Raw genomic sequence first — 22,166 nt, 5'->3', positions numbered from 1 at the left:
TAGGTAGCACTAACCTGGCGGCATCCCGAAAACCCGATCCAGGAGCACAGTCGATGACACATGCAGACGCCTCGCGCACAACAACTCCCCCGACGACCGTCCTACGGACCGCTGACCACAATCGCGGACTCAACGACGTTCTCGCGATCGTCGAAGCACTGGAGCGACCGAGCGATCACCTGCTGCGGATCACGGCTCGTTTGACGGAGTCGACCGACGATCCGACCTGGTCACGCCCGAATGTGACCGTACGCATGAATCTCGGGCCGGCCTTCGACGACGCTTCGCGCGTGTACACGGTGCGTTCCTACGATTCAGCGAGCGGATCGATCGTCGTCGATGTGGTCCTGCACGGACAGACCAGTCCGATGATGAGGTGGGCAGCAGCGTTGGCCGTCGGTGACACCTTCGGCCTCACCGGTCCGCGGCCACACTTCTTGATCCCTGATGTTCCTGGTCGACGTATCGCACTTTTTCTGGACGGCACCGCAATACCCGCATTGCACTCGATCATCGAGCAGTTACCTACCGACGTCGTCGGAATCGGCTGGGTCACAACAGATGACGAGGTCGCCTTCGCCGAACTGCCCGCCCTCCCCGGCCTGGAGCTTCACCGCGTGAGCGCAGATCCGGCCGAGCCCGACGGCCCACTGGCGGTACGAGCACGCGAGCTCGCCAATCCCGCGAGCTACGTCGTGTGGGGCGCCGGTGAACGCAACGAGATGCGCGCAATCCGGAAGCACTTTCGATCGACCGTCGGACTCGACAAAAACGACGTCGCGATATTCGGATATTGGAAGGAGGGCGTCAGCAACACCGAAATCGACCTCCGTCGACGCGAGAACTACGAGCGCATCCTCGCCGACGGCGGAACCCTCACCGACATCGACGACCTGGCCATCGAGATCTGATTGCCTCACACCAGCCGACCTGACCGGCGGTGCACTGCGGTGATAAGTTCCTCTGTGCCAGCGGACCTCCACACAGGGGGTCAGGGAATCCGGTGTGAATCCGGAACTGACGCGCAGCGGTGAGGGTGACCGCCCGGGCTTACGCCACTGGATGAGAATCTGGGAAGGCGCTCGGGTGGAGCGATCTCGAGTCCGAATACCGGCTGGCAGCAGGGGTCAACAGGCGCCTGTTCACACGGTAACGGGCTCCGCGAACGAGCCCCTGCGAGAACGAGATTCCATGCGTCTGTCCAGACTTCGCCTACCCGCCGCCGCCGTCGCTGCCCTGTTGAGCGCGTCGTTGGTTGCCTGCTCCTCCGACGACAGTGCTGCCCGACAATCCAACTCTTCCGAACAATCGCGCGTGACAGTCCAGAACTGTGGCCGAGACGTCACGGTGGAGCGACCGATCGAACGGGCAATCGCGGTAAATCAACCTGCAGCAGAGATGCTGTTCGCGCTGGGAGTGCAGGACCGGATGGCCGGGTACGCCATGAGCGATGACGATGTCCTCCCCGAACTGCGCGAGGCGCGTGGTCAGGTCCAGGCGTTCGACACCGAGTTCCCGTCATTCGAAAGTGTCCTCGAACGCGAACCGGACATGGTCTACACGACGTTCAACTACACGTTCACCTCGGAGGGAATCGCCGACCGGATCAAGTTCACCGACCTCGGTGTCGCGACATATCAGTCACCCAGCGAGTGCACCGGTCAGGATGCCGAGCAGAGCAAGGCCCTCACGCTCGACGACTTGTACGACGAAATCGACGACGTGGCAACACTGTTCGATGTCAAGAACAAAGGTGTCGAGCTCACCGAGAGTTTGAAGGATCGCGCAGCCACCGCCACGGCGGCACTGGGAGCTGAGAACGTGACGCTGGCGTGGTGGTACGCAGCCACGAAGACTCCGTACTTCGCCGGGTGCTGCGGTGCACCGGGAATCATGACCGACGCGGTGGGTGCGAAGAACGCCTTCGACGACAACAAGCAGTACTGGCCCGAAATCGGTTGGGAGAGTGTCCTCGATCGAGACCCGACCGTGCTGGTGCTCGCAGATCTCGACCGCGGTGGAGACGGCGACAGTGCCGCAGACAAGATCGCGTTCCTCGAATCGGACCCGGTCGCCAGCAAGCTCACCGCAGTGAAGAACAAGCGTTACATCATCCTCGAAGGAACGACGATGGATCCCTCGATCCGCAATGTCGGTGGCATCGAACAGCTCTCCGACGGGCTGCGCCAGTTGGGTGTGGTCTAGATGTCCGCGCAGATCAGTGAACTGGTGCGTCGGTGGGACGACCAGCAGGCGGCATACATCGCCGACCGTGAGAAGCGCTTCGACGTGATTCTCGACGTCCTCGAATTGCAGCACGCGCACGCCCCGTTCACGGTTGTCGACCTGGCCTGCGGGCCGGGTTCACTGAGCGCCCGGATTCTCGAAAAGTTCGAGCATGCGAGCGTTGTGGGGATCGATTACGACCCGATGCTGCTGGAGCTCGCCCGCCAGTCGTCGACGCGTTTCGGTGACCGACTGCAGCTGATCGACGCAGACCTGGCGGGAGCCGATTGGCCGAATTCGGTGGCTGCGCCGGTTCAGGCGATAGTGTCGACAACCGCGCTGCACTGGTTGCAACCGCAGCAGCTCGTCGAGGTGTATCGGCAGTGCCGCGAACTGCTGAGCCCTGCCGGCGTTCTGCTCAATGGTGATCACTTTCGTTTCGACGGCCGATCCCCCGCCATAGGGCGATGGGCGAAGGCTCACGACGAGCAGACGCAACGCTCCGCTTTTGCTGCGGGCGCTCCCGAGTGGGAGAGCTGGTGGGACGAGTTGCGGGCCACTCACGGCATCGGGGCACTGACCGACGAGCGTGAGCGCAGATTCGCCGGACGTGACGCTACCGCGCCCACGGCCGTCGACTTCCAGTTGGCGGCGCTCGCGCAAGCAGGTTTTCGGGAGTCGGGGACGGTCTGGCAGCTGTTCGACGACTACGTGGTCTACGGCGTGAGATGACGACAAGAGTTCGGCTGCGTGACAACCCGACGACCGTCACCCTGCTGTGGATGATCGGTGTTGTCACGCTGGCCGGATCGGCTGCCGTGGCGATCACGTTGGGGCCGGCCGGTCTGTCGGTCGGTGAGGTGGCTTCGATCGTCGTCGGCCATCTCGGCGGTACCGCGGCGGACGTCACCCCTATCCGTGACGGCATCGTCTGGGACCTCCGTCTGCCGCGTACCCTGCTCGCCGCGCTCTGCGGTGCCGGTCTCGGGTTGTGCGGTGCGATCATGCAGTCGCTGCTTCGCAATCCGCTGGCCGATCCGTTTGTCCTCGGTATCTCGTCCGGCGCCTCGACCGGTGCCGTACTGATCGTGATCCTCGGAGTCGGGTCGGGAGTGATCGGCCTGTCGAGCGGCGCCTTCATCGGCGCGGTGATCTCCTTCGCCCTTGTGTTGCTGCTCGCCCATGCGGCCGGCGGCACGCCGGATCGGGTGATCCTGGCCGGTGTCGCCGCGACCCAACTGTTCTCCGCGCTCACCTCGTTCATCGTCATCACCTCGGCCGATCCCGAGCAGACCCGCGGCGTGATGTTCTGGCTCCTGGGCTCACTCGGCGGCGCCGACTGGCTCGACGTCGCACTCTGCGCTGCGGTGGTCGCAGTCGGCCTCGCGGTCTGTCTGACTCACTCCCGCGCACTCGACGCCTTTGCCTTCGGCGAGGACGCGGCGTCGTCGCTGGGGGTGAACGTGTGGCGGGTGCGTGTGACCCTGTTGTTGGCAACAGCCTTGATGACCGCGGTGATCGTGAGCGTCGCAGGCGCCATCGGCTTCGTGGGCCTGGTCCTCCCGCACGCGGCGCGGGCTCTCGTCGGTTCGAACCACCGCCGACTCCTGCCCGCGTCCGCACTGATCGGCTCCATCTTCCTTGTCTGGGTCGACGCTGTGGCACGCACAGCCATTGCGCCGCAGGAACTCCCGGCCGGTGTGGTGACCGCGCTGGTCGGTGTGCCTGCGTTTGCCGTCATCCTCTGGAGACGGAAGGCCAGGCCATGACACTCGAAGCTACCGGCGTCAGTTGGCGGGTCGGCGGGGCGCTCATAGTCGACGACCTCGACGTCTCGCCTACAACCGGAAGTACGGTGGGGCTTCTCGGCCCCAACGGTTCGGGGAAATCGACGCTGCTGAAACTGCTTGCCGGGCACAATCGTCCGACATCCGGTGTCGTGACCCTGGACCGAACCCCGTTGTCCGACTGGAAACGCCGCGACGTCGCGCGTCGGATCGCGACCGTTGATCAGCACAGCAACACCGAGATCGATCTGACGGTCGCGGAGGTAGTCGAACTCGGACGCACACCTCACCGCGGACTGTGGGGTGGGCAGTCGGATTCCGATCGCGACGCCGTTCGGGCAGCGATCGAACACACCGACCTCGCCGGCATGCTGGACCGGTCGTGGCACACCCTGTCCGGCGGGGAGCGCCAACGCGTCCAGATCGCGCGCGCCCTCGCTCAGGAACCTCATGAGTTGCTACTCGACGAGCCGACCAATCACCTGGACATCAACCATCAACTCGAATTGCTCGCGCTCGTGCGACGCCTCCCCACCACCACGATCATGGCATTGCACGATCTGAATCTGGCCGCCATGTTCTGCGATTCGATAGTGATGCTGAACCGGGGATCCATCGTTGCCCACGGAAGCCCGACCGAGGTCCTCACCGCTGACCTGATAGCCGAGGTCTACCAGGTCGACGCCGAGGTTCGCCTGGACGGTCCCGGCGGAGTACCTACCGTGCGATACCTTCCGCCTTGCCACATGTAACCGTTCCGAGTGCCAATATGGATACGTGACCCTCGATGATGTCGCCAACGAACTGTACGGGCTCGACCCCGGCGAGTTCGTCGAGGCACGTACACATCATGTGCAGGCCGCCCGGGAGGACAACGACCGCACATTGGCCGCGGAAATCGGCAAACTTCGGAAGCCGACCACCGTGGGGTGGTTGGTCAATCTCATCTCGCGCGATGCACCAGAGGATCTGGATGCACTTCTCGCGCTTGGCGAATCGCTACGCGACGCTCAACGCCATCTCTCGGGCCCGGACTTGCGACGGCTGACGACACAGAGGCAGCAGGTGGTGCGGAGTCTCGCCCACAAATCCGGTGATATCGCGGCTTCACGGGGAAAAAGCGTCGGCGAGGATGCTTTACGTGATGTCGCGCAGACCCTCAATGCCGCTCTGGCCGATGAGGAGACTGCCGCGCAGGTTCGACTCGGACGGGTCGTGACCGCGGCGAGTTACAGCGGTTTCGGACCCGCCGGGCTCGCCGTGGTGAATGAGAAATCACCGCAGCACGCCGCGATTGAAGAGCCGACGACTCCGAAGTCGAAAACTCCGGAACCGAAGGCCGAACAAGCCAGAGCAAAAGCAGAATTGAAGGAAGCCACGGCGCAGGCCGACGAGATCCGCCGCCGGGTGAAGTCCGAGACCGCCGAACTCCAGGAAGCCAGAACGACGCTTTCCGACGTCGAACGGCGCGTTGAAGAACTGCGCACCGAACTCGAGCACGCTGAGCAGCAACGGCAGTTCGCACGGAACGCCGAGAAGACCAGTGACGCTGCGGTTCGAGAATCCGAGAAGGAACTCCGTGTTGCTGAGCGTCGCGTCGACAAAGCAGAACAAAACCTCGCCGCAATCAATTCGTAGACATCCTGTTCATTAATCGATAGTCTGCCAATTATCGATCAGGTTGATCATCCTGGGATCCAGCAGCTACGGACAACGCCATGCCGATGAGGGTTTGGCGCTATCGGCCACTGCCTCGACAGCCTTCGGAGTGTGAACATGGACAGTGACAACACGTCGGAATGGAGTTTCTTACACGGCAAGCGCGTTCTCGACCTCTCTCGCCTTCTGCCCGGCCCGTTTGCGACGACACTGCTCGCAGATCTGGGCGCCGACGTGGTCAAGGTCGAGAACCCGAAGCGACCTGATCCCACGCGGGCAGCTGGTGAACGGATGGCCTCGTTGAACAGGAACAAGCGATCGATCGCGCTCGATCTCCGTCTCGAATCCGATCGCGAGACGTTCCTTCGACTGGTCGAGACTGCAGATGCAGTGGTCGAGGGGTTCCGGCCACAGGTACTGGCAGGCATGGGACTCGGCTACGACGTACTTCGAAAAGCCAACCCACGCATCGTATTATGTTCGATCACCGGTTACGGGCAGTCCGGACCCTATGCCGACAAGCCGGGGCACGAATTGAACTTCCTCGGCCTTTCCGGCTTTTTCGCAGTTCCCGGGTGCACCGACGGAGTCGTCACTCGCCCTGGTATCCGGGCCGGTGATCTGGTGGGTTCGATGTACGCAGCACTGTCCATCTCGGTTGCTCTCGCCAGCGTGGACAAGCACGGACGCGGACAACACATAGACATTTCCCTCGCCGAGGCTGCAACCGCGTGGTGCGCGCCTTTCGCGCTCATGATCCGCGATATCGAGAACCCTACCGATTCACCGACCGTCCAGGGAGACAACGACATTTTCGAGACTTCCGACGGTTGCTTGCTTTCACTTGCCACTTTCGAAGACAGGTTCTGGATCGAGTTCCGCACAGCATTCAGCGCTGAGTTTCCAGCACTGAACACACTGCGCTACGACGATCGATGGACCCGAACACAGCACAAGGCTGAGTTGCGGGAACTCCTGGTCACCACCTTCGGTACGCACACATACGAGTGGTGGGAAAGATCGTTGACTGCGATCAATGCCCCATGGGCGCCGGTGTTCACCGACGCCGGACAGCTGATGAGCGATCCCCATGTCGTCGCTCGAAACCTGTTCAGCGAGGTCGCGACCGAAAACGGAGAAAGCTGGCCCCAGATGAGATTCCCGGCGCAATTCAGCTTGGGACTGAACAGTTTTCGACTTCCGACTCCATACGTGGGCGAGCACACCGAGTCGGTTCTCGACGAAGCCGCCGCGGCAACGGCGAGACGTGACAGCGGCTATTCGGATTTCAATTCGCCGTCGAAACCCGAAGACCAGTAGCGTCCCCGCAACGAAAGTTCGAGCAGCATCTCGGTGACTTCTTCCGGCGTCAGCGGTGGCGGGTCGGACTCGAGCCACCACTGCATGACCGCGATCTGTTCACCCACCCATGCCCGCGAGAGTACTTCGATGTCGATTCGCGGAGTAACCCCGAGCGCTTCTGCCCGTGCGGAAAATATCCGCACAGCGGCGACGCTGCGGTCTTCGACGAACTTTCGCAGCGCCTTGCCATCCCCCTCACCACGCAGGATCACACGGTAGACGTCACGTTCCTCAGCGGCATGCCTGAACATCTCGAGCACAGGCTTGCCGGTGAATCCGATCGAAGAGGCGGGAATGAGTGGACCGAGCCGCTCTTGCAGGTCATCGGCCAGATCGGACACGACTTGACCGAGCAAATCGTCTTTGTCGGTGTAGTGACTGTAGAACGTCGCCCGACCCAAATCTGCACGGTCCGTGATGTCTTCGACGGTGATCCCGGCATATCCCCGTTCCAGAACGAGCGAGACCAAGGCATCCCGCAGCAATCGTCGGGTACGCCGGACACGTCTGTCTTCTGGAGGCATTGGGTTCCCTTCCTTCGCACTGTTGTACGAAGCATAGTTCAACATTGACAGGACGATCGAATATAGACAGACTGTCCATTAACATTCGTGATGTCGATTTTCTCTGGAGATGTCCATGAACCTCGGTACTTATCTCGCCCGAAGCGCCAGCTACTACCCCGATCTCGAAGCCCTTGTCTGCGGCGAAGGCCGGTGGACCTACAGCGAGCTCGATACGGCCGCAAACCGTCTCGCGTCCGCTCTCGCAGTGACCGGGACACGGCCCGGACACATGATCGGAACCTTTGCCGGAAACTGCGGGGAACTCGTAGTGACCGAAATGGCCTTGTACAAGGGAGGATTCGTCAGGGTGCCGATCAACGCACGACTGGGCGCCGACGAACTCGGGCATATCCTCGCCGACGCCGATGTGCGTGTCCTCTTCGTCGACCCCGCCCATGCCGAGATGGCACTGAAGGTCGTCGCCGACGCAGGGCTGAACTGCAGGGTGATCGACTACAGCACTTCGACTCCCGGCGCGGACAGTTATCACGAACTGACGACAAGGGGCAGCGAAGACAACGTCGAGGTGGACGTCGACATTGACGCCCCGGCTGTCCTCAACTACACATCCGGGTCCACCGGCAAGCTCAAGGCTGCGGTCCAGAGTCACGGCAACCGCTTGGCGAACATGCGCAAGCGACTGATGAGCCCCGAAGGCGCGCCGACTGTTGGTGATCGCTACCTCGCCCCCGGCCCGATCACACACGCTTCCGGCATGGTGATGCTCGGAATGTTCGCCAGGGGCGCCGCAGTGGTGATCCTGCCGGCATGGGACACGAGGACGTTCCTGCAGACCATCGAACGTGAGCGGATCACCACCACCATGGTGGTCCCGACGATGCTCAACTTGCTGATGGACCATCCGTCGGTTACCGACGTCGACCTGAGCTCTCTGCGCTGCATCGGCGTAGGCGCAGCGCCGGTTTCTCCACAACGGTTGCGCGACGCGGTAAAGGTGTTCGGTCCCATCGTCATTCAGGGATACGGGCTCGGCGAAACGACCAGCGTCGTCACTGTCTTGACCGCTGAAGACGTGGTGCGCGGTATCGAATCCGACCCTGAGCTTCTTCTCTCGTGCGGCCGGCCGGCATACGACACCGATGTTCGCGTGGTCGACGACAACGGCGTACAGGTCCCGGCCGGCACGATCGGCGAGATCGTAGCCAGTGGTCCGGACTGTGTCCGCGAATACTTCCACGAACCCGAGCTGTCGGCTGAGACGTTCAGGAACGGCTGGGTCCACACGGGCGATGTCGGCTATTTCCGCGAAGACGGCTACCTGTTCATCGTCGACCGCAAGAAGGACATGATCATCTCGGGCGGATTCAACATCTACTGCAGCGAGGTGGAGGCCGCTTTGTACGAACATCCTGCCGTTTCCGAAGTCTGCGTAGTGGGAGTTCCCGATCCGAAGTGGGGCGAAGCAGTCAAGGCTGTTGTCGTGACCAGAGATGGAACTGACACCACCGCAATGGAATTGATCGCGCACTGCTCGACGCGTCTGGCAAGCATGAAGAAGCCACGTTCGGTCGACTTCGCAGATTCGTTGCCTGTCAACCGAAACGGCAAGATCGATCGCCGCGCGATTCGCGCGACCTACTGGACCACCGCTGACCGTCACGTCAACTGACAGGAAATAGACATGTCATTCGCTCTCACCCCTACCTACGAAGACAATCCAAGACTTCAATCGCTCGTCGAGCGTCTACGCGACTATCTCGACGGCGAACTAGCCGAGTACGAAGCCGAATTGGGTCTCACTCAAGAATCCCACTACATCCGTGAGACGCTCGAGCCAGTGTGGAGACGCAGCCGCGAACTCGGCTTCTACGGAATACACCTCCCCACTGAACTCGGCGGCCAGAACCTCACCTATACCGAACTCGCCGCACTCAAAGAAGAGGTCGGTGCATCGCCGCGGGTCCTCGCGACGTCCGTGCTCGGAGACATGGGTGGCCCACTCCGCGCGGGATCGATCTTTCAATACGCCACCGAGCACCAGTTGGAAAAGTACTTGATTCCGGTGCTGCGAGGAGAGAAGGCGTGCTGCTTTTCTCTCACCGAGAACGACGCAGGTTCCGATGTTCGCGGCATGCTCACCACAGCTACCCCGGACGGTGCCGGATGGCGCCTGAACGGCCACAAGGTGTTCTCGTCCGCGGGCCCCTTCGCCGACTTTTCGGTACTGATCGCAAAGATGGCATCCGACGGCGACGGACCGGATTCGTACTCGGCCTTCCTGGTCGACTTGGATTCTCCTGGCTGCACAGTGGCGGACGGTGACGTCCCGATGTCCGGTCAGCACATCGAAGCGGACATCATCCTCGACGGCTGCTACGTGGGGCCGGAACAGCTTCTCGGAAATGTGGGCGAAGGCTTGAGAATCGGACTCGGTCGAGTCACAGTCAACCGGTTGTTGCACTGCCCCACCGTCCTCGGCGGAGCCCGCCGAGCACTGGAATTGTCGTTGGAGTACAGCAAGACTCGCCAGGTGCAGGGCGCTCCTCTTGCGATGTTGCAGTCCATCCAACACAAACTCGCCGACATGGCGACCGACTACTACGCTGCGCGCTCGATGACCTACGACGCACTCGCCACACTCGATGCCGGTGGGAGTCCGCGTACCGAAGCATTCATGTGCAAGCTGTTCGTTGCCGAGAAGGCCTTCACCATCGCCGACCACGCAGTTCAGATTCACGGAAAAGCCGGGGTCATCCGTGGTTCGGAGGTCGAATCACTGTTCCAGCGGTTGAGGATGTTCCGAATCCTCACCGGCTCCTCCGAGATTCAGAAGAACGGAATCGCGCGTCAATTACTCACCACCTGAAGATCATTCAAGGACAGTCGTATCCAATTTCGCGCCCGCCAGGTCGTCATACGCTCGACGTGACGGCCTGGCGGGCACTCGACATTTCGGAGGCAATCACCGTGATCGATCACGAACCGGACTACAGATTCAGTCTTGCGAACGAACGAACATTTCTGGCTTGGATACGAACTGCGTTGGGGCTGTTGGCAGGCGGCGTCGCAGTCGGTCAGTTCTACGTATCCGAAAACGACAACAATATGTACAAAATGCTCGGAGTCGTGTGCACCGTCGTGGCGTCGGCTGTAGCGCTCGGCGCGCTCAGACACTGGAAGGCCGTCCAAACCGCGATGAGGCGTGATCTTCCCTTACCCACGTCACCGATGATCGCGCTTCTCGTCGGCGGGGTGTGTGTCGTTGCGGGTCTCGGCGTAGGGATGACCGTGTTGTGACGAAAAACGAGCCGCCCGGACTGCAACCCGAGCGAACCGTGCTCGCCTGGCGACGAACTGCCCTCTCCTCTGTGACTGTGTCAGTGATCATCGGTCGCGAAATCGCTTTGCATCCGTCCGTTCTACGAATCGCAGTGTTCGCCACGCTCATCATTACGACTGCCGGAGTCATCGTGGGCACGACAATCCGTCATCGTCGACTCAGTCTGGACGACAAGGATTCTCGAGAAATACCGTTCATTGTCATGGCGACTTTGGCCGTAGGCGTCACGGTTGCGGGACTCGGCACCTGCACTGTCATCCAACTTTGAACAAAGAGATAGACAGTATGTCTATTTATGTATATTGTCTCCATTAATGCTCACTGTGACTCAGTGCACAGTCGACCGCCGAGCGCTGCCCACCGCGCCCAAGCAATCATCGGCATTTTTCGAGAGGGAACAATGACCACAGAACTTGCGGCACCTACTCAGTTTCCACGCAGTCGGCGAGGTAAGAACCTCGCACTCCTGACCGGCTCCACGGCAATGGACAACGCCGAAAGCAGCGTGACGTCCGTGCTCTTCCCTCTCATGCGCGAGGCCATGGGATTGTCATCGGCGGCGCTCGGCACGATCGTTGCAGTGGCCAAGGCCGTCGGGGTCTTCACGGCAATCCCCTGGGCGTTCCTTGCCCGACGATATTCTCGTAAGTCGGTACTTGCCATCTGTTCAGGGTTCTGGGGTGTCTGGGTAATCCTGGCCGGATTTTCCGGCAGTTTCACTCAGTTTCTCGTCCTCTATGCGATCGGCGCCGCAGGTTTCGCCGGCGCCGGCTCGATTGCATTGTCCATCCTCGGAGATCTGTACGAGGACGCCCGGAGGGGCCGCGCAACGGGATTGGTATACGGCGGCGTCGCCGTCATCACCGGCGCGACCGCCCCGATATTCGGGCTTTTGTCTCGCTTCGAAGATGGATGGCGCTACGGATACATCATCACCGGTGCAATCTGCATCGCCATCGGTGTGCTTATCATGCTTTTCCTCGACGATCCTGAATCCGGCGATGCGCCCGCACAGACGACCACCGACGATCTCGGCTCCAAAGCAAGATTCTGGCGCGAAGGGATACGAGAGCTACTCGCTATCAAGACATTCCGATACCTACTCGTACAACGCGCATTCTCGGGCCAGAACGTCATCATGAGCTTCAGCATCGTATTTCTCGTCGAGGAGCACGGATTCACGACCGCAACTGCTTCGATCATCGCACCGCCCTTCGCAATCGGGTACCTGCTCGGCACGTTCGTCGGCGGACGAGTCAACGACGCCGTACACGTCAAACGACCCCGAAACGGCCGCATCATCATGCTTCAGGCCAGCCAACTCGGATTCGCGGCCGCAGCACTGATCGCTACGCAGATTTCCTGGAACAGCATCGGCGCCTACGCGGTCTTGTTCGGGATCGTCGGCGTCCTTCAAGGTCAGGTCCCAGTGGTCAATCGGCCTATTATCATGGCCGTAGTTCGTCCGGAACTGCGAGCCCTGGCCTTTGCCGTCTCCGTCTCGACAGTCGAAGCGCTGGCCTACGCCGGATACGCTGTCTTGGTCGGAACTCTCGGCGACAGAATCGGATTGCAAGGCGCGCTCTTCATCGTCACCGTAGTGCTGACCACCGTCAACGGGGTCGCTTCAGGCGCACTGTATCGCCCCTACGCCCGCGACAGTGCGGCCCTACTCTCCGGGCCATCCGCCAACCCCCTACATGAACAGAATGCGCTTCGGCACTAGGCAATTCAGTTCATCAACTACGAACGCGGCAATCAACACTCCAACTCGGCAATCAAGACGGAAGTAGACCTCAGATGGCACAAAACATCGCAACGGGTGACATCCCCTGGGCGCGCGGATTCACCGACCCGGCCGACGTGCGCCAACAAGCCACAACCATACGAGAGATGGTAGCGACTCGCCGTGTGTGGCGCGGCGACGGACCCAAATGGACCCTCCCGACCGACTACACGGATCTGTCCGGTGTCACGTTGAACCTTCCGGATCAACCGAAGCAGACGGTGTCCGAGTTCCTCGCGGGTGCGCACAGTGACGGTATCGCAGTGCTACATCGGGGGCGCATCGTGTACGAGAGTTACTTGCACGGTTGCAAACCGCACGAACCGCACCTCAATGCATCGATGGCGAAATCCTACGTCGGTTTGATGGCTGCACTGGTCGAAGCACAAGGATTGTTCGACCGCGACGATCGGGCGTCGAAATTCATTCCCGAGTTGGCAGGAACTGCGTTCGGAGACAATCGGATTCAGGACCTTCTTCACATGGGCACTGATGTAACGTACGGCGGTCGGCCGTTCCATCGCACCATCGAAGCCAGCCGTTTCTGGGCCGTAGTCGCCCCGAAGCTGCGCCCCATGAATTACCGCGGCCCGGAGACCATTCTCGAGCACCTCGCCACGGCACGTACTGCGGGCCCGACCGGCGTCGAATTCCGCTACGAGAACGGCAATGTCGAGACTGTCGGAGAAATACTGCGCCGCGTGACCGGAACTTCACTCGCCGAACTACTCAGTGAGCTGGTCTGGTCAAGAATCGGAGCCGAAGAAGATGCGTTCTACATAGTCGACTCCGCTGGAACGGAAATGGCGGCGGGCGGATTCAGTGCGACCCTTCGAGACGTGGCCAGAGTGGGTGAGATGATTCGTTGTGACGGTGCCGTCGAGGATCGTCAGGTGATCCCACCGCACATCGCGCGATCGATGACCGCGGGAGTGCCCGCAGGCTATCCTTCGGAGGTCAGAAGCCCGCGTGCCCCTGTCGATTCCCCCGCGACGATGAGCTACCACGACTACTGGTGGATCCTCAATGATCCGTTCGGATCGTTCATGGCAAGCGGAATCCATGGCCAGAGGCTCTTGATCTCACGCGACCTGGAGTTTGTGGTCGCGCATTTCGGAGCCCACATCCTTTCGCCTGCAATCGACACCCCGAACTTCGTACCCGCGTTCCTTCAGATCGGCACTCACTTGGTATCGAACGCTCGCGGAGCGGTCCCCGTCAGCTGAGGTTTCCTCACACATTCAACCTGCGGCGGCTTCGAGCTCACTCAAGGATTCCTCGAGATGGCCGAGGAGCCGCTGCAAGTGCGGAACATTGCGGCGGCAGCCGACGAGCCCGAACTGCATGGTGTCCGCGTAGCCGATGACGGTGATGTTCATCGCCTGCCCGTCCAACGGAATCGATGCCGGGTAACAGCTCGCGAGTTTCGCGCCATTCCAATAGCGCGTCGTTGTCGGGCCGGGGACGTTGGAAATCACCAGATTGAAGACTGGACGCCCAGTGATCAGTCGGGATGAACCAGGGATCAGCGGCAGCCCGAGACCCGCGACGTTCAATGCACTGAGCGCCGTGATCTGCAGGGGCGTCAGGCCCGACATCAGGGACTTGGCGCTACTCATCGAGTCGTGAACTCTCTGAAGTCGGGCCGCCGGATCTACCAATTCGGTTGCCAGATCACACAACACCGCACCCACGGCATTGCCGGAAGCCTCACCCTCTTCGCCTTTGCGAAGGGATACCGGCACCATCGCGATCAACGGTTTGTCCGGCAACTCGTCCAGTTCGATCAGGTATCGCCGTAGCGCACCCGCGCACATTGCCAACACCGCATCGTTGAGCGTCACGTCTGCAACGCAGCTGACCTTGCGCAGGCGCTCGATCGGCCACGACTGCGCGGCGACACGCCTCGCTCCGGTGATCGGGACGTTGAAGATCGATTTCGGGGCAGCAAACGGCAACGGTGCGACGTGGTCCTTCACTGCCGAGGCAGCGGCGTTCACTATCGCAGGGCCGACCCCGACCACATCTTGCACGGTCTCGATCACGGAGCCCACCCGCCTCTGCAGGTCCAGCCCGCGACCGGCACGAACCCGCCCCGAAGAAGGTCGTTGCGCCCATGGAGGCATCGAATGTCGATCGTGCGGATCCGACGAGAGGCTGCGGTACCACGCCTGAACAGCAGACACACCATCCATGAGCGCGTGGTGCGTCTTCATGTACACGGCAACTCGGCCGTCGGCGAGACCTTCGATCACGTACGCCTCCCACAGCGGCCGATGCCGATCGAGCAGCGTGCCGTGGAGCATGGAGGTCAGCTCGAGCAACTCGCGGACTCGACCCGGCTTGGGCAGCGCGAGCAACCGGACGTGATACTCGAGATCGACGTCTGCGTCCTCCGTCCAACGCACCGGCGCGAAGTTCGACAAGAACTGCACCGGCTTGCGGCGAAAGAGTGGCCGAATCGAGTCGACGTCGGTGAGCGAACGGTAGAGCGACCTGGCAAATTCGCCGTCGTCCCCTTCCGGCGGAACGAAAAGCGACAGGCCACCGACGTGCATGGGATGCTCCCGTGACTCCATCAGTAGGAACATCGAGTCGAGCGGCAGCATCAGCGTCATGGCGATCCGTTCTCTCGGGCAGCTGCCCGGAGTACCGATCAGCCGCTGTTCGACAAAGTTACTCGCCCTGACTTCCCTCATTGGCGACTCCGACAAAACATTGCCCCCTCGATTTCGACAGGAGTCCGATATTCCCGTCGACGAACGCCTTTTCGGGTCGAAGCACCTCACAGCGATTCGCGGGTGAATGACGAGACACAGAGCACTGCAACAAATTTCAATCCTCACAGCCGCAAGTAGTAGCGGAGGCGATCGCAGTAATACTTTTGTCGGAATTGTTTCAAATTGTCTGTACATCCAAGTCACACGTGACTACCGTCACTCATCATCACAATCCCGACTGGTCGGTTGTACCCAAAGGAGAAATACATGTCCCGACGTTCGACGTCGCGTGGGCTTTTCGGCGCACTCGCCACCGCAACTGTGTTCACCACCGCCGCTGCGGTGGGAAGCTTGTCAGCAAGCCTTGCAGGAGCCGCCCCGGCAGCGGAGATCCCCTTCGGCGGTTGGGATTCATGTCCGATCGACAATCCCGAGACCAGCACCTGTATGGACGTCACGGTCACCGGCGGAAACATGAAGATCGGCAAGCTTTCCGTCAACATTCCCGCCGGGGCGATGCGCATCGCAGGCGGAGTTGCATACCGGGAGAATCCAGAGGCTGAATTCGGATTCGACCAAGTATTCATCCCACCCAACGACAACAGTCGGGGGATCTACGCCAAACCCATCGACATCCCCGGGGGCGCACTCGGAATCGACCTGCCATTCAACAATCTCTTCGGACTGAACAAGGCTTCGGCCACCGTAGAGTCGACGTCTGCACTCCCCACCGTGGACGCATTTCAGCTTGGTGTGAAGCTACCCGTCAAACTGAAGATCGCGAACCCTCTCCTCGGCGGCAAATGCTACCTGGGCTCGGACAACAACCCCGTCCAACTCAACTTGGATGTGACCGAATACGGTGTCCTCGAGGAGGTTCCAGGTTTCCCGGACACTGCCGTCGTTCGAAACACCGGGCACACCGGACAGCCCTTCGCGGTCCCGACAGCTTCCGGGTGTGGCCCGTTCGGCGTTCTGAATCCAATCGTCAACTGGCGCGCCGGGCTTCCCTCGTCCACCACGTCCAACTCCCTCGCCACGACGAGTGACGTCTACAACATCGGTGCCGACAGCCTCAGGCCCCAGCCGGCCGGCTCACCCGAACCCGCTGCCGTCGTTGCCGAACGTAGTGCCAACTAGCAATCCAACCCACTGCCACAGAACCTTCATCGACGACAGATTGCCACCTCGAAACGGAGTTCACTTGTCCATGCGCACAATACGATTCAGAGCCGCGCTCGCTGTCGTCGCAGCGGGAGTCCTCACTCTCGGGGCGGTGTCAACCGCGACGGCGGCCCCGCTGCCCAATGCGCCGTTCGGGGGCTGGGGAAAATGCCCGATAGCCAATCCGGAGACAAGCACCTGTGTCGACGTCGTCGTCAAAGGCGGCGAAATGAACATCAACGGGCTCAAAGTACCGATTCCTTCCGGCTCGTTGAATATCGCCGGCGGTGTCGCCTATCGCGAGAACCCCGACGCAGAATTCGGGTTCGACCAGATCTTCATTCCTCCCACTGACGGCACCAAAGGCGTCTATTCCAGCCCCATCGAGGTACCAGGAGGAATCTTCGGGCTCGGTATACCGTTCCCCGGCGGCTTGACGACCATCAAGGCAACAGTCGAACCGGTCGCGTTGCCAACAGTCGACGCATTCCAACTCGGTGTCACACTTCCGGCAAGATTGAAGATCTCCAACCCCTTGCTGGGCGGCAACTGCTATCTGGGTTCTGCGAGCAACCCGATCATGTTCAAACTCGGAGTGTCCGAAAATGGTGTCCTGGAGGAAGTTTCAGGATTTCCGGATACCGCCGCCGTCAGAAACGTGACGCACGCCGACCAGACGTTCGCGGTACCGGGCGCATCTGGATGTGGACTGTTCGGCGCATTGAATTGGGCAGTCAATCTTCGCGCCAACGTTCCGTCTTCGAGTGGTCACAATTCGTTGACCACCACAAGCGATGTGTTCAACATCGGCGCCGACAGCCTGCGGACGCAGTAGAGCAAGCACCGGCGACTCACGAAGTATCACCGACAACAAGGAGATATCGATGTCCCATGCAGTTCGCCGCACCACCATCGTCACAGCTGCCGCCGCAGCCGCGATTGCGGTCGCAGCCGGCACCGCTCTGGCTTCGACCGTCGTCACTCCAGCGGGTCAAGCCGTGACTGCTTCGAGCAGCAATCTCAGTATCAAGACAGGAACGATCACACTTACCTGCTCCAGTACGACGGGCTCCGGGACCATCCCATCCGCGCCGGGTAATTCCAACACCGGCACCGGCGGAGTCAACGTCAATATCGGCACCCCCAGCCTGACCGGGTGCAAGGCTAACGGCCTACCCGCTGTGGTCACGACCTCCGGCTCCTGGCTATTGAACGTATCGGCAGACACCGGATCGGCTCAGGGATCCCTGGTCATTCCTGCAGGAGGCGCAGTCGTCACGATGCCCGGATCAACATGCACAGTCACCGTCGGGGCCAGCACTGTCGGACCGCTGCCATTCGATATTCCCAACCAGCGCGTCGTGGCAAGCAACACCGGCACCGTGAACTACACACGCACCGGCACCGGACCCGTCTGCCCCGCCGCAGCCACTGGGACGGCAACAATGTCGGGCACACTGCAGTTCGCATCGGCCACACCGATCAACGTGACACCGTGACGATCGACAGCTAGACAATAGGGCTCGTTGGGGGATCGACGCTTCCGTCGCTCCCCCAACGAACGTCCTGTGGACCGGGTCCGCACACGATCGCCTTCGGTTTCGCCACGAAGCGGACCGGCGCATTATCCATCTGCTGCTTCGGTGGCGTCGAGTAACGCGTCAAGGGCGCGGTGGAGCTCGGCGAGTTCCCGCCCTCCGGTTTTCGTCAGCACTTCCGTATTCTTTGCATCCAATTGGCGGACAATGTCTTTAGCGAGCTCTATGACTCGTTTGCCCTCGTCACTGAGATCGAGGCGAACGGCTCGCGCATCGCGTCTATCGCGTTCACTGACAACAAACCCGCTCTTCTCCAACGCTCGCACGAGCTTGGATATGTAGATTCGCTGCAATCCTGTGTGCGCTGAGAGTTCTCGCTGACTCGGCCTCTCCCCCGCACTCACCAGACCATGCAGAGACGCGAGCACTGAATACTGGGCGTGAGTCAACCCCAGGTGCGCGATCGCTCGGTCAACCCCCGCCCGCCAGCGCAAGCCAAGGTGCCACACCAGCGACCCTGTCGTCCATGTTTCTCGATCTTGCATACAAATAGAATACATGGCTACTATCTCAATTAGAGTATATGGAAACTATTTGAGGAGTCGCAATGCCCACAATTCCCGTGCTCGACTCGACCATGGCCTACCGCTCGCGCGGCGAAGGACCACCCTTCGTACTCATCCACGGAAACCCCACATCCTCGCACTTGTGGCGAAACATCCTGCCGCAGATAGGAAATCTGGGCCGCGCACTTGCCCCTGACCTCATCGGAATGGGGCGGTCAGGCAAACCGCCAATCAACTACGGCTTCCTCGACACCGCCCGCTACCTCGACGCCTGGTTCGACCAGATGGAACTCGACGACGTCGTACTCGTCGGACACGACTGGGGCGGGGCACTTGCACTGGACTGGGCTGCCCGCCACCCCGATCGCGTCCGAGGTGTGGCCTTCTTCGAAACGATCCTTCGTCCGATGACCTGGGACGAACACTTCCCGGGAGAGGCACGGGCACGGGTGGAAGCTCTGAGGGACTCCGACACAGGAGAGACGAAGGTACTCGACGAGAACTTCTTTCTCGAAATAGCGCTTCACAGAACGGTTCTCGGTGAAATGACCGAAACCGATGCCGAGGCCTATCGCTCCCCTTATCCGTCACGAGAGAGTCGCCGACCCCTTCTCGAGTGGCCACGATCCTTCCCCATCGAAGGAACTCCCGGTGACGTGAATGCACGTGTGGCGGCGTACAGCGATTGGCTCGCAGAAAGCACTGACGTACCCAAACTTCTTCTCACCTTCAGCGGCCCCGCAGAACTTCTCATGATCGGACCTGACGAAGTCACGTGGAGCCGATCGAATATCGCAAATCTCGAGGTGGAACAGTGCGGTCCCGCAGGACATCTCGCCCCCGAGGATCAGCCTGCGGCCATCGCGGCGGCGATCACCGAATGGACAGAGCGGCAACACTGTTTCAACCGCGAGTGACGTGGGACCGTCGCCAAGTACTCTGAGCGCCGGTTTCCCCGACCCATGCGGTAGCGATCCAGACGATGCTCCGAAATATGGGACCGACACCACCTCCGCCGGATTTGTCCGATATAACTAACTGGCGAGTACGCCGGTTGGGACGAGGTCGAGAACGAGGGGGCGTGTGTGGTGAACGAGGACGGGTTGGGGCGAACGTCAGGATCGGGGGCTCCACACCGGGTGGGCGGCTTTCTCTATCACCGCAACGGCGACCGGTGGGAGTGGTCGGACGAAGTTGCACGGATTCACGGATACGAACCCGACCAAGTAGCTCCGACGACAGAATTGATGCTCTCGCACAAGCATCCCGACGACCGAAGACACGTTGCTCAGACACTGCACGCCATCCGCACTTCAGGCGGACCGTTCAGCAGCCGCCACCGCATCATCGACACTGCAGGGGACACTCACTCGGTAATCGTCGTCGGCGACAGCGTCGTGGACGAGTCGGGTGCCGTGGTCGGCAGCTCAGGCTTCTACATCGACGTCACCGAAACCCTCGACAGTACGGTGAAAGCGTCTGTCGACGTGCTGGTCAACGAAATCACCGCTTCTCGCGGAGTAATCGAGCAAGCCAAAGGCATGCTCATGGTGATCTACGGCATTTCGGCCGATCGCGCCTTCGACATCCTCGTGTGGCGTTCTCAAGAGACCAACGTGAAACTCCGGGATGTTGCCGAACAGTTGATAGTTCGAACGCTTGACGACTTCCGGGTCCCGACACTACTGCGGACCCGATTCGATCACGTGCTGTTACAGGGTTGAATGACAACAGGGTTGAGGGATCTACTTAAGGCGGTTCCCGTGGCTGGCTGCTCAACCTCGAGGAACCTCGCCCGCATTGATTCCGGGACGGTCCGATGCGGCCTATCCCCGTTGTTACCCAACGCGGAGTAAAAGGAAACTACTCGTCGTCAGACTTCTCGTCGGAGGTCTCCTCGACCAGTTCAGGCGCCTGTTCTCGCGTTGCCATTCCCCCGTCGCCGCCCTTGTCCACGGGTCCTGGGTGCCCGCCCTTGGGCGACTGGTCGTTGTCGTCTTTGTCGGTCATGCGATCGTCCTCATCATCTCGTCGTCTCGGTCCTGGAGCCGGCGCAAAGAGACCGGGACCCAGCTCCATCTCAATCTAACGCGCTCAGGACTTCTCGCAACCCTCACCGATTTTGTTTGCATTTCAGTGCTTTCGGGCAGGTGACTGCGAACAGCATTTCCACGATGAGAGGTCGATCCCAGTGCGCGCAGTGACTTGGCAAGGCAAACGGAAAGTAAGCGTCGATACGGTTCCGGACCCGAAGATCGTCGAACCCACCGACGCAATCATCAAGGTCACCACGACGAATATCTGCGGATCCGATCTGCACCTGTACGAGACTCTGGGTGCGTTCATGAATGCCGGTGACATTCTCGGCCATGAACCGATGGGCATCGTCGAAGAAGTCGGTTCGGAAGTCACGAATCTCGAGATAGGTGACCGCGTCGTCATTCCGTTCCAGATCTCGTGTGGCAACTGTTTCATGTGCGATTCGAGCCTCTACACACAGTGCGAGACGACGCAGGTCCGCGATCAGGGAACGGGCGCAGCATTGTTCGGCTTCTCCGAGCTCTACGGCTCGGTGCCCGGCGGGCAGGCTGAGTACCTCCGAGTACCGCAAGCACATTTCACACACATCAAAGTTCCCGAAGGTCCCGCGGATTCGCGATTCGTCTACCTCTCCGACGTGCTCCCCACCGCTTGGCAGTCGGTCGAATACGCCGACATTCCGCCGGGTGGGTCCGTGACAATCCTCGGCCTCGGACCGATCGGTGACATGGCGGCTCGTATCGCCCACCACAAGGGGTTTCGAGTAATCGGTGTGGACCGTGTACCCGAACGCCTTGCGCGCCTTGCCGAACGCGGTATCGAGACCCTCAACCTGGACGACTACGGCAGCAAGATCGGCGATGCCATCAGAGACGCGACAAACGGCCGCGGAACCGATTCGGTGATCGACGCTGTCGGTATGGAAGCGCACGGGTCTCCGATCGGAAAGCTCGCGCAGCAGTTCGTCGGACTCCTTCCCGATGCTCTTGCCGCGCCTGCGATGCGTAACGCAGGAATCGATCGCCTTGGCGCTGTCTATTCGGCCATCGACATCGTTCGGCGCGGCGGAACCATTTCTTTGATCGGTGTCTACGGCGGAATGGTTGATCCGCTGCCGCTGATGACCATGTTCGACAAGCAGATTCAGCTCAGGATGGGCCAGGCGAACGTCAAGAAGTGGGTAGAGGACATCATGCCCCTGCTCACTGACGACGACCCACTCGGCGTCGACACCTTTTCCACCCATCAGCTGCCGCTCGATCAGGCGCCACACGCCTACGAGATCTTCCAGAAGAAGCAGGAAGGCGCGGTCAAGATCCAACTGAAACCGCACCTGTAGTTCAACGCCGATCAGGTCGACGGTTCATCCGCCACGTCCGCATCTTGTTCGCGAAACCACCGATCGTCATACTCACACCTCACACACGCTCGACAGAAAGAACCTGAAACCG

The 22,166-nt window shown here is 60.8% G+C and carries 23 protein-coding genes and 1 riboswitch; of the genes, 19 read left to right on the top strand and 4 right to left on the bottom strand.

The window, feature by feature from the left end; genetic code table 11:
* Positions 1 to 53: 53 nt before the first annotated feature.
* The 7 genes from ACBG85_RS05945 to ACBG85_RS05915 all read left to right on the top strand — a co-directional run bounded on the left by ACBG85_RS05945 (position 54) and on the right by ACBG85_RS05915 (position 6,992).
* Complete coding sequence (locus ACBG85_RS05945; RefSeq protein ID WP_217018460.1) at positions 54 to 911, top strand: siderophore-interacting protein; 858 nt, start codon at positions 54 to 56, stop codon at positions 909 to 911.
* A 41-nt stretch (positions 912 to 952) separates the two neighbouring features.
* Positions 953 to 1,134, top strand: a riboswitch (cobalamin riboswitch).
* 57 nt (positions 1,135 to 1,191) lie between these two features.
* On the top strand, positions 1,192 to 2,205 hold the full coding sequence (locus ACBG85_RS05940; RefSeq protein ID WP_047269298.1) for an ABC transporter substrate-binding protein: 1,014 nt from the start codon (positions 1,192 to 1,194) through the stop codon (positions 2,203 to 2,205).
* Positions 2,206 to 2,958: a class I SAM-dependent methyltransferase gene (locus ACBG85_RS05935; RefSeq protein ID WP_333837851.1), complete on the top strand. Its 753-nt coding sequence runs from the start codon at positions 2,206 to 2,208 to the stop codon at positions 2,956 to 2,958.
* The gene (locus ACBG85_RS05930) at positions 2,955 to 3,995 is read left to right on the top strand and encodes an iron ABC transporter permease (protein WP_042920161.1); all 1,041 of its coding nucleotides are present in this window, start codon (positions 2,955 to 2,957) and stop codon (positions 3,993 to 3,995) included. The genes ACBG85_RS05935 and ACBG85_RS05930 overlap by 4 nt, the downstream gene beginning before the upstream one ends.
* Positions 3,992 to 4,765 (top strand): ABC transporter ATP-binding protein, encoded by a 774-nt coding sequence (locus ACBG85_RS05925; RefSeq protein WP_075832411.1) that lies wholly within the window; start codon positions 3,992 to 3,994, stop codon positions 4,763 to 4,765. Before ACBG85_RS05930 ends, ACBG85_RS05925 begins: the two co-directional genes overlap by 4 nt.
* 25 nt (positions 4,766 to 4,790) lie before the next feature.
* Complete coding sequence (locus ACBG85_RS05920; protein ID WP_311094464.1) at positions 4,791 to 5,651, top strand: hypothetical protein; 861 nt, start codon at positions 4,791 to 4,793, stop codon at positions 5,649 to 5,651.
* Positions 5,652 to 5,789: 138 nt separating this feature from the next.
* On the top strand, positions 5,790 to 6,992 hold the full coding sequence (locus ACBG85_RS05915) for a CaiB/BaiF CoA-transferase family protein (RefSeq protein ID WP_063314920.1): 1,203 nt from the start codon (positions 5,790 to 5,792) through the stop codon (positions 6,990 to 6,992).
* Here the strand turns inward: ACBG85_RS05915 and ACBG85_RS05910 are convergent.
* Positions 6,950 to 7,558, bottom strand: a complete 609-nt coding sequence (locus ACBG85_RS05910) for a TetR/AcrR family transcriptional regulator (RefSeq protein ID WP_007734687.1) — start codon at positions 7,556 to 7,558, stop codon at positions 6,950 to 6,952. The two genes, ACBG85_RS05915 and ACBG85_RS05910, sit on opposite strands and share 43 nt — an antisense overlap.
* 115 nt (positions 7,559 to 7,673) lie before the next feature.
* Between ACBG85_RS05910 and ACBG85_RS05905 the strand changes: the two genes are divergently transcribed.
* The 6 genes from ACBG85_RS05905 to ACBG85_RS05880 all read left to right on the top strand — a co-directional run bounded on the left by ACBG85_RS05905 (position 7,674) and on the right by ACBG85_RS05880 (position 13,913).
* A complete protein-coding gene (locus ACBG85_RS05905) occupies positions 7,674 to 9,230 on the top strand; it encodes a long-chain fatty acid--CoA ligase (RefSeq protein WP_064074159.1) in 1,557 nt (518 codons plus the stop codon).
* Positions 9,231 to 9,242: 12 nt separating this feature from the next.
* Positions 9,243 to 10,427: an acyl-CoA dehydrogenase family protein gene (locus tag ACBG85_RS05900; protein WP_063314921.1), complete on the top strand. Its 1,185-nt coding sequence runs from the start codon at positions 9,243 to 9,245 to the stop codon at positions 10,425 to 10,427.
* 101 nt (positions 10,428 to 10,528) lie between these two features.
* Positions 10,529 to 10,858 carry a YidH family protein gene (locus ACBG85_RS05895; protein ID WP_372026538.1) on the top strand — a complete coding sequence of 110 codons (330 nt, stop codon included), beginning with the start codon at positions 10,529 to 10,531 and terminating at the stop codon, positions 10,856 to 10,858.
* Positions 10,855 to 11,169 carry a DUF202 domain-containing protein gene (locus tag ACBG85_RS05890; protein ID WP_217018456.1) on the top strand — a complete coding sequence of 105 codons (315 nt, stop codon included), beginning with the start codon at positions 10,855 to 10,857 and terminating at the stop codon, positions 11,167 to 11,169. The genes ACBG85_RS05895 and ACBG85_RS05890 overlap by 4 nt, the downstream gene beginning before the upstream one ends.
* 132 nt (positions 11,170 to 11,301) lie before the next feature.
* Complete coding sequence (locus tag ACBG85_RS05885; protein ID WP_083058333.1) at positions 11,302 to 12,627, top strand: MFS transporter; 1,326 nt, start codon at positions 11,302 to 11,304, stop codon at positions 12,625 to 12,627.
* Between the two features lie 74 nt (positions 12,628 to 12,701).
* Positions 12,702 to 13,913 carry a serine hydrolase gene (locus ACBG85_RS05880; protein ID WP_217018454.1) on the top strand — a complete coding sequence of 404 codons (1,212 nt, stop codon included), beginning with the start codon at positions 12,702 to 12,704 and terminating at the stop codon, positions 13,911 to 13,913.
* Between the two features lie 15 nt (positions 13,914 to 13,928).
* Here ACBG85_RS05880 and ACBG85_RS05875 read toward each other — a convergent pair whose 3' ends face one another.
* Positions 13,929 to 15,305 carry a wax ester/triacylglycerol synthase family O-acyltransferase gene (locus tag ACBG85_RS05875; protein WP_372026534.1) on the bottom strand — a complete coding sequence of 459 codons (1,377 nt, stop codon included), beginning with the start codon at positions 15,303 to 15,305 and terminating at the stop codon, positions 13,929 to 13,931.
* A gap of 369 nt (positions 15,306 to 15,674) precedes the next feature.
* Here ACBG85_RS05875 and ACBG85_RS05870 point away from each other — a divergent pair, with 369 nt between their 5' ends.
* From ACBG85_RS05870 to ACBG85_RS05860, 3 genes are all read left to right on the top strand, one after another.
* On the top strand, positions 15,675 to 16,547 hold the full coding sequence (locus tag ACBG85_RS05870) for a hypothetical protein (RefSeq protein WP_058038890.1): 873 nt from the start codon (positions 15,675 to 15,677) through the stop codon (positions 16,545 to 16,547).
* A 70-nt stretch (positions 16,548 to 16,617) separates the two neighbouring features.
* A complete protein-coding gene (locus tag ACBG85_RS05865; protein ID WP_372026532.1) occupies positions 16,618 to 17,406 on the top strand; it encodes a hypothetical protein in 789 nt (262 codons plus the stop codon).
* A gap of 49 nt (positions 17,407 to 17,455) precedes the next feature.
* A complete protein-coding gene (locus ACBG85_RS05860; protein ID WP_003945583.1) occupies positions 17,456 to 18,070 on the top strand; it encodes a hypothetical protein in 615 nt (204 codons plus the stop codon).
* A 125-nt stretch (positions 18,071 to 18,195) separates the two neighbouring features.
* Here ACBG85_RS05860 and ACBG85_RS05855 read toward each other — a convergent pair whose 3' ends face one another.
* Positions 18,196 to 18,654, bottom strand: a complete 459-nt coding sequence (locus ACBG85_RS05855; RefSeq protein WP_176741993.1) for a MarR family winged helix-turn-helix transcriptional regulator — start codon at positions 18,652 to 18,654, stop codon at positions 18,196 to 18,198.
* A 62-nt stretch (positions 18,655 to 18,716) separates the two neighbouring features.
* Here ACBG85_RS05855 and ACBG85_RS05850 point away from each other — a divergent pair, with 62 nt between their 5' ends.
* Positions 18,717 to 19,592, top strand: coding sequence for a haloalkane dehalogenase (locus tag ACBG85_RS05850; protein WP_204856212.1), 876 nt, complete (start codon positions 18,717 to 18,719; stop codon positions 19,590 to 19,592).
* 168 nt (positions 19,593 to 19,760) lie between these two features.
* Positions 19,761 to 20,399: a PAS and ANTAR domain-containing protein gene (locus tag ACBG85_RS05845; protein ID WP_037132380.1), complete on the top strand. Its 639-nt coding sequence runs from the start codon at positions 19,761 to 19,763 to the stop codon at positions 20,397 to 20,399.
* A 139-nt stretch (positions 20,400 to 20,538) separates the two neighbouring features.
* On the opposite strand, the gene ACBG85_RS05840 is transcribed toward ACBG85_RS05845, so the two are convergent.
* Positions 20,539 to 20,685 (bottom strand): hypothetical protein, encoded by a 147-nt coding sequence (locus tag ACBG85_RS05840; RefSeq protein ID WP_003945804.1) that lies wholly within the window; start codon positions 20,683 to 20,685, stop codon positions 20,539 to 20,541.
* A gap of 181 nt (positions 20,686 to 20,866) precedes the next feature.
* Between ACBG85_RS05840 and ACBG85_RS05835 the strand changes: the two genes are divergently transcribed.
* Positions 20,867 to 22,054: a zinc-dependent alcohol dehydrogenase gene (locus ACBG85_RS05835; protein WP_042452468.1), complete on the top strand. Its 1,188-nt coding sequence runs from the start codon at positions 20,867 to 20,869 to the stop codon at positions 22,052 to 22,054.
* Positions 22,055 to 22,166 lie beyond the last annotated feature (112 nt).

The organism is Rhodococcus sp. NyZ502 (assembly GCF_041464245.1).
In the GTDB taxonomy this organism is placed as follows: domain Bacteria; phylum Actinomycetota; class Actinomycetes; order Mycobacteriales; family Mycobacteriaceae; genus Rhodococcus_F; species Rhodococcus_F qingshengii.
Note: the sequence above shows the minus strand (reverse complement) of the source record. Positions and strands in the feature narration are given on the sequence as shown.

Coding starts and splice junctions, on each gene's coding strand:
- ACBG85_RS05870 (WP_058038890.1), top strand. CDS start 15,675: ATGTCCCGACGTTCGACGTCGCGTGGGCTTTTCGGCGCACTCGCCACC.
- ACBG85_RS05930 (WP_042920161.1), top strand. CDS start 2,955: ATGACGACAAGAGTTCGGCTGCGTGACAACCCGACGACCGTCACCCTG.
- ACBG85_RS05865 (WP_372026532.1), top strand. CDS start 16,618: ATGCGCACAATACGATTCAGAGCCGCGCTCGCTGTCGTCGCAGCGGGA.
- ACBG85_RS05940 (WP_047269298.1), top strand. CDS start 1,192: ATGCGTCTGTCCAGACTTCGCCTACCCGCCGCCGCCGTCGCTGCCCTG.
- ACBG85_RS05860 (WP_003945583.1), top strand. CDS start 17,456: ATGTCCCATGCAGTTCGCCGCACCACCATCGTCACAGCTGCCGCCGCA.
- ACBG85_RS05875 (WP_372026534.1), bottom strand. CDS start 15,305: ATGACGCTGATGCTGCCGCTCGACTCGATGTTCCTACTGATGGAGTCA.
- ACBG85_RS05885 (WP_083058333.1), top strand. CDS start 11,302: ATGACCACAGAACTTGCGGCACCTACTCAGTTTCCACGCAGTCGGCGA.
- ACBG85_RS05935 (WP_333837851.1), top strand. CDS start 2,206: ATGTCCGCGCAGATCAGTGAACTGGTGCGTCGGTGGGACGACCAGCAG.
- ACBG85_RS05910 (WP_007734687.1), bottom strand. CDS start 7,558: ATGCCTCCAGAAGACAGACGTGTCCGGCGTACCCGACGATTGCTGCGG.
- ACBG85_RS05840 (WP_003945804.1), bottom strand. CDS start 20,685: ATGACCGACAAAGACGACAACGACCAGTCGCCCAAGGGCGGGCACCCA.
- ACBG85_RS05925 (WP_075832411.1), top strand. CDS start 3,992: ATGACACTCGAAGCTACCGGCGTCAGTTGGCGGGTCGGCGGGGCGCTC.
- ACBG85_RS05880 (WP_217018454.1), top strand. CDS start 12,702: ATGGCACAAAACATCGCAACGGGTGACATCCCCTGGGCGCGCGGATTC.
- ACBG85_RS05915 (WP_063314920.1), top strand. CDS start 5,790: ATGGACAGTGACAACACGTCGGAATGGAGTTTCTTACACGGCAAGCGC.
- ACBG85_RS05945 (WP_217018460.1), top strand. CDS start 54: ATGACACATGCAGACGCCTCGCGCACAACAACTCCCCCGACGACCGTC.
- ACBG85_RS05850 (WP_204856212.1), top strand. CDS start 18,717: ATGCCCACAATTCCCGTGCTCGACTCGACCATGGCCTACCGCTCGCGC.
- ACBG85_RS05905 (WP_064074159.1), top strand. CDS start 7,674: ATGAACCTCGGTACTTATCTCGCCCGAAGCGCCAGCTACTACCCCGAT.
- ACBG85_RS05855 (WP_176741993.1), bottom strand. CDS start 18,654: ATGCAAGATCGAGAAACATGGACGACAGGGTCGCTGGTGTGGCACCTT.
- ACBG85_RS05900 (WP_063314921.1), top strand. CDS start 9,243: ATGTCATTCGCTCTCACCCCTACCTACGAAGACAATCCAAGACTTCAA.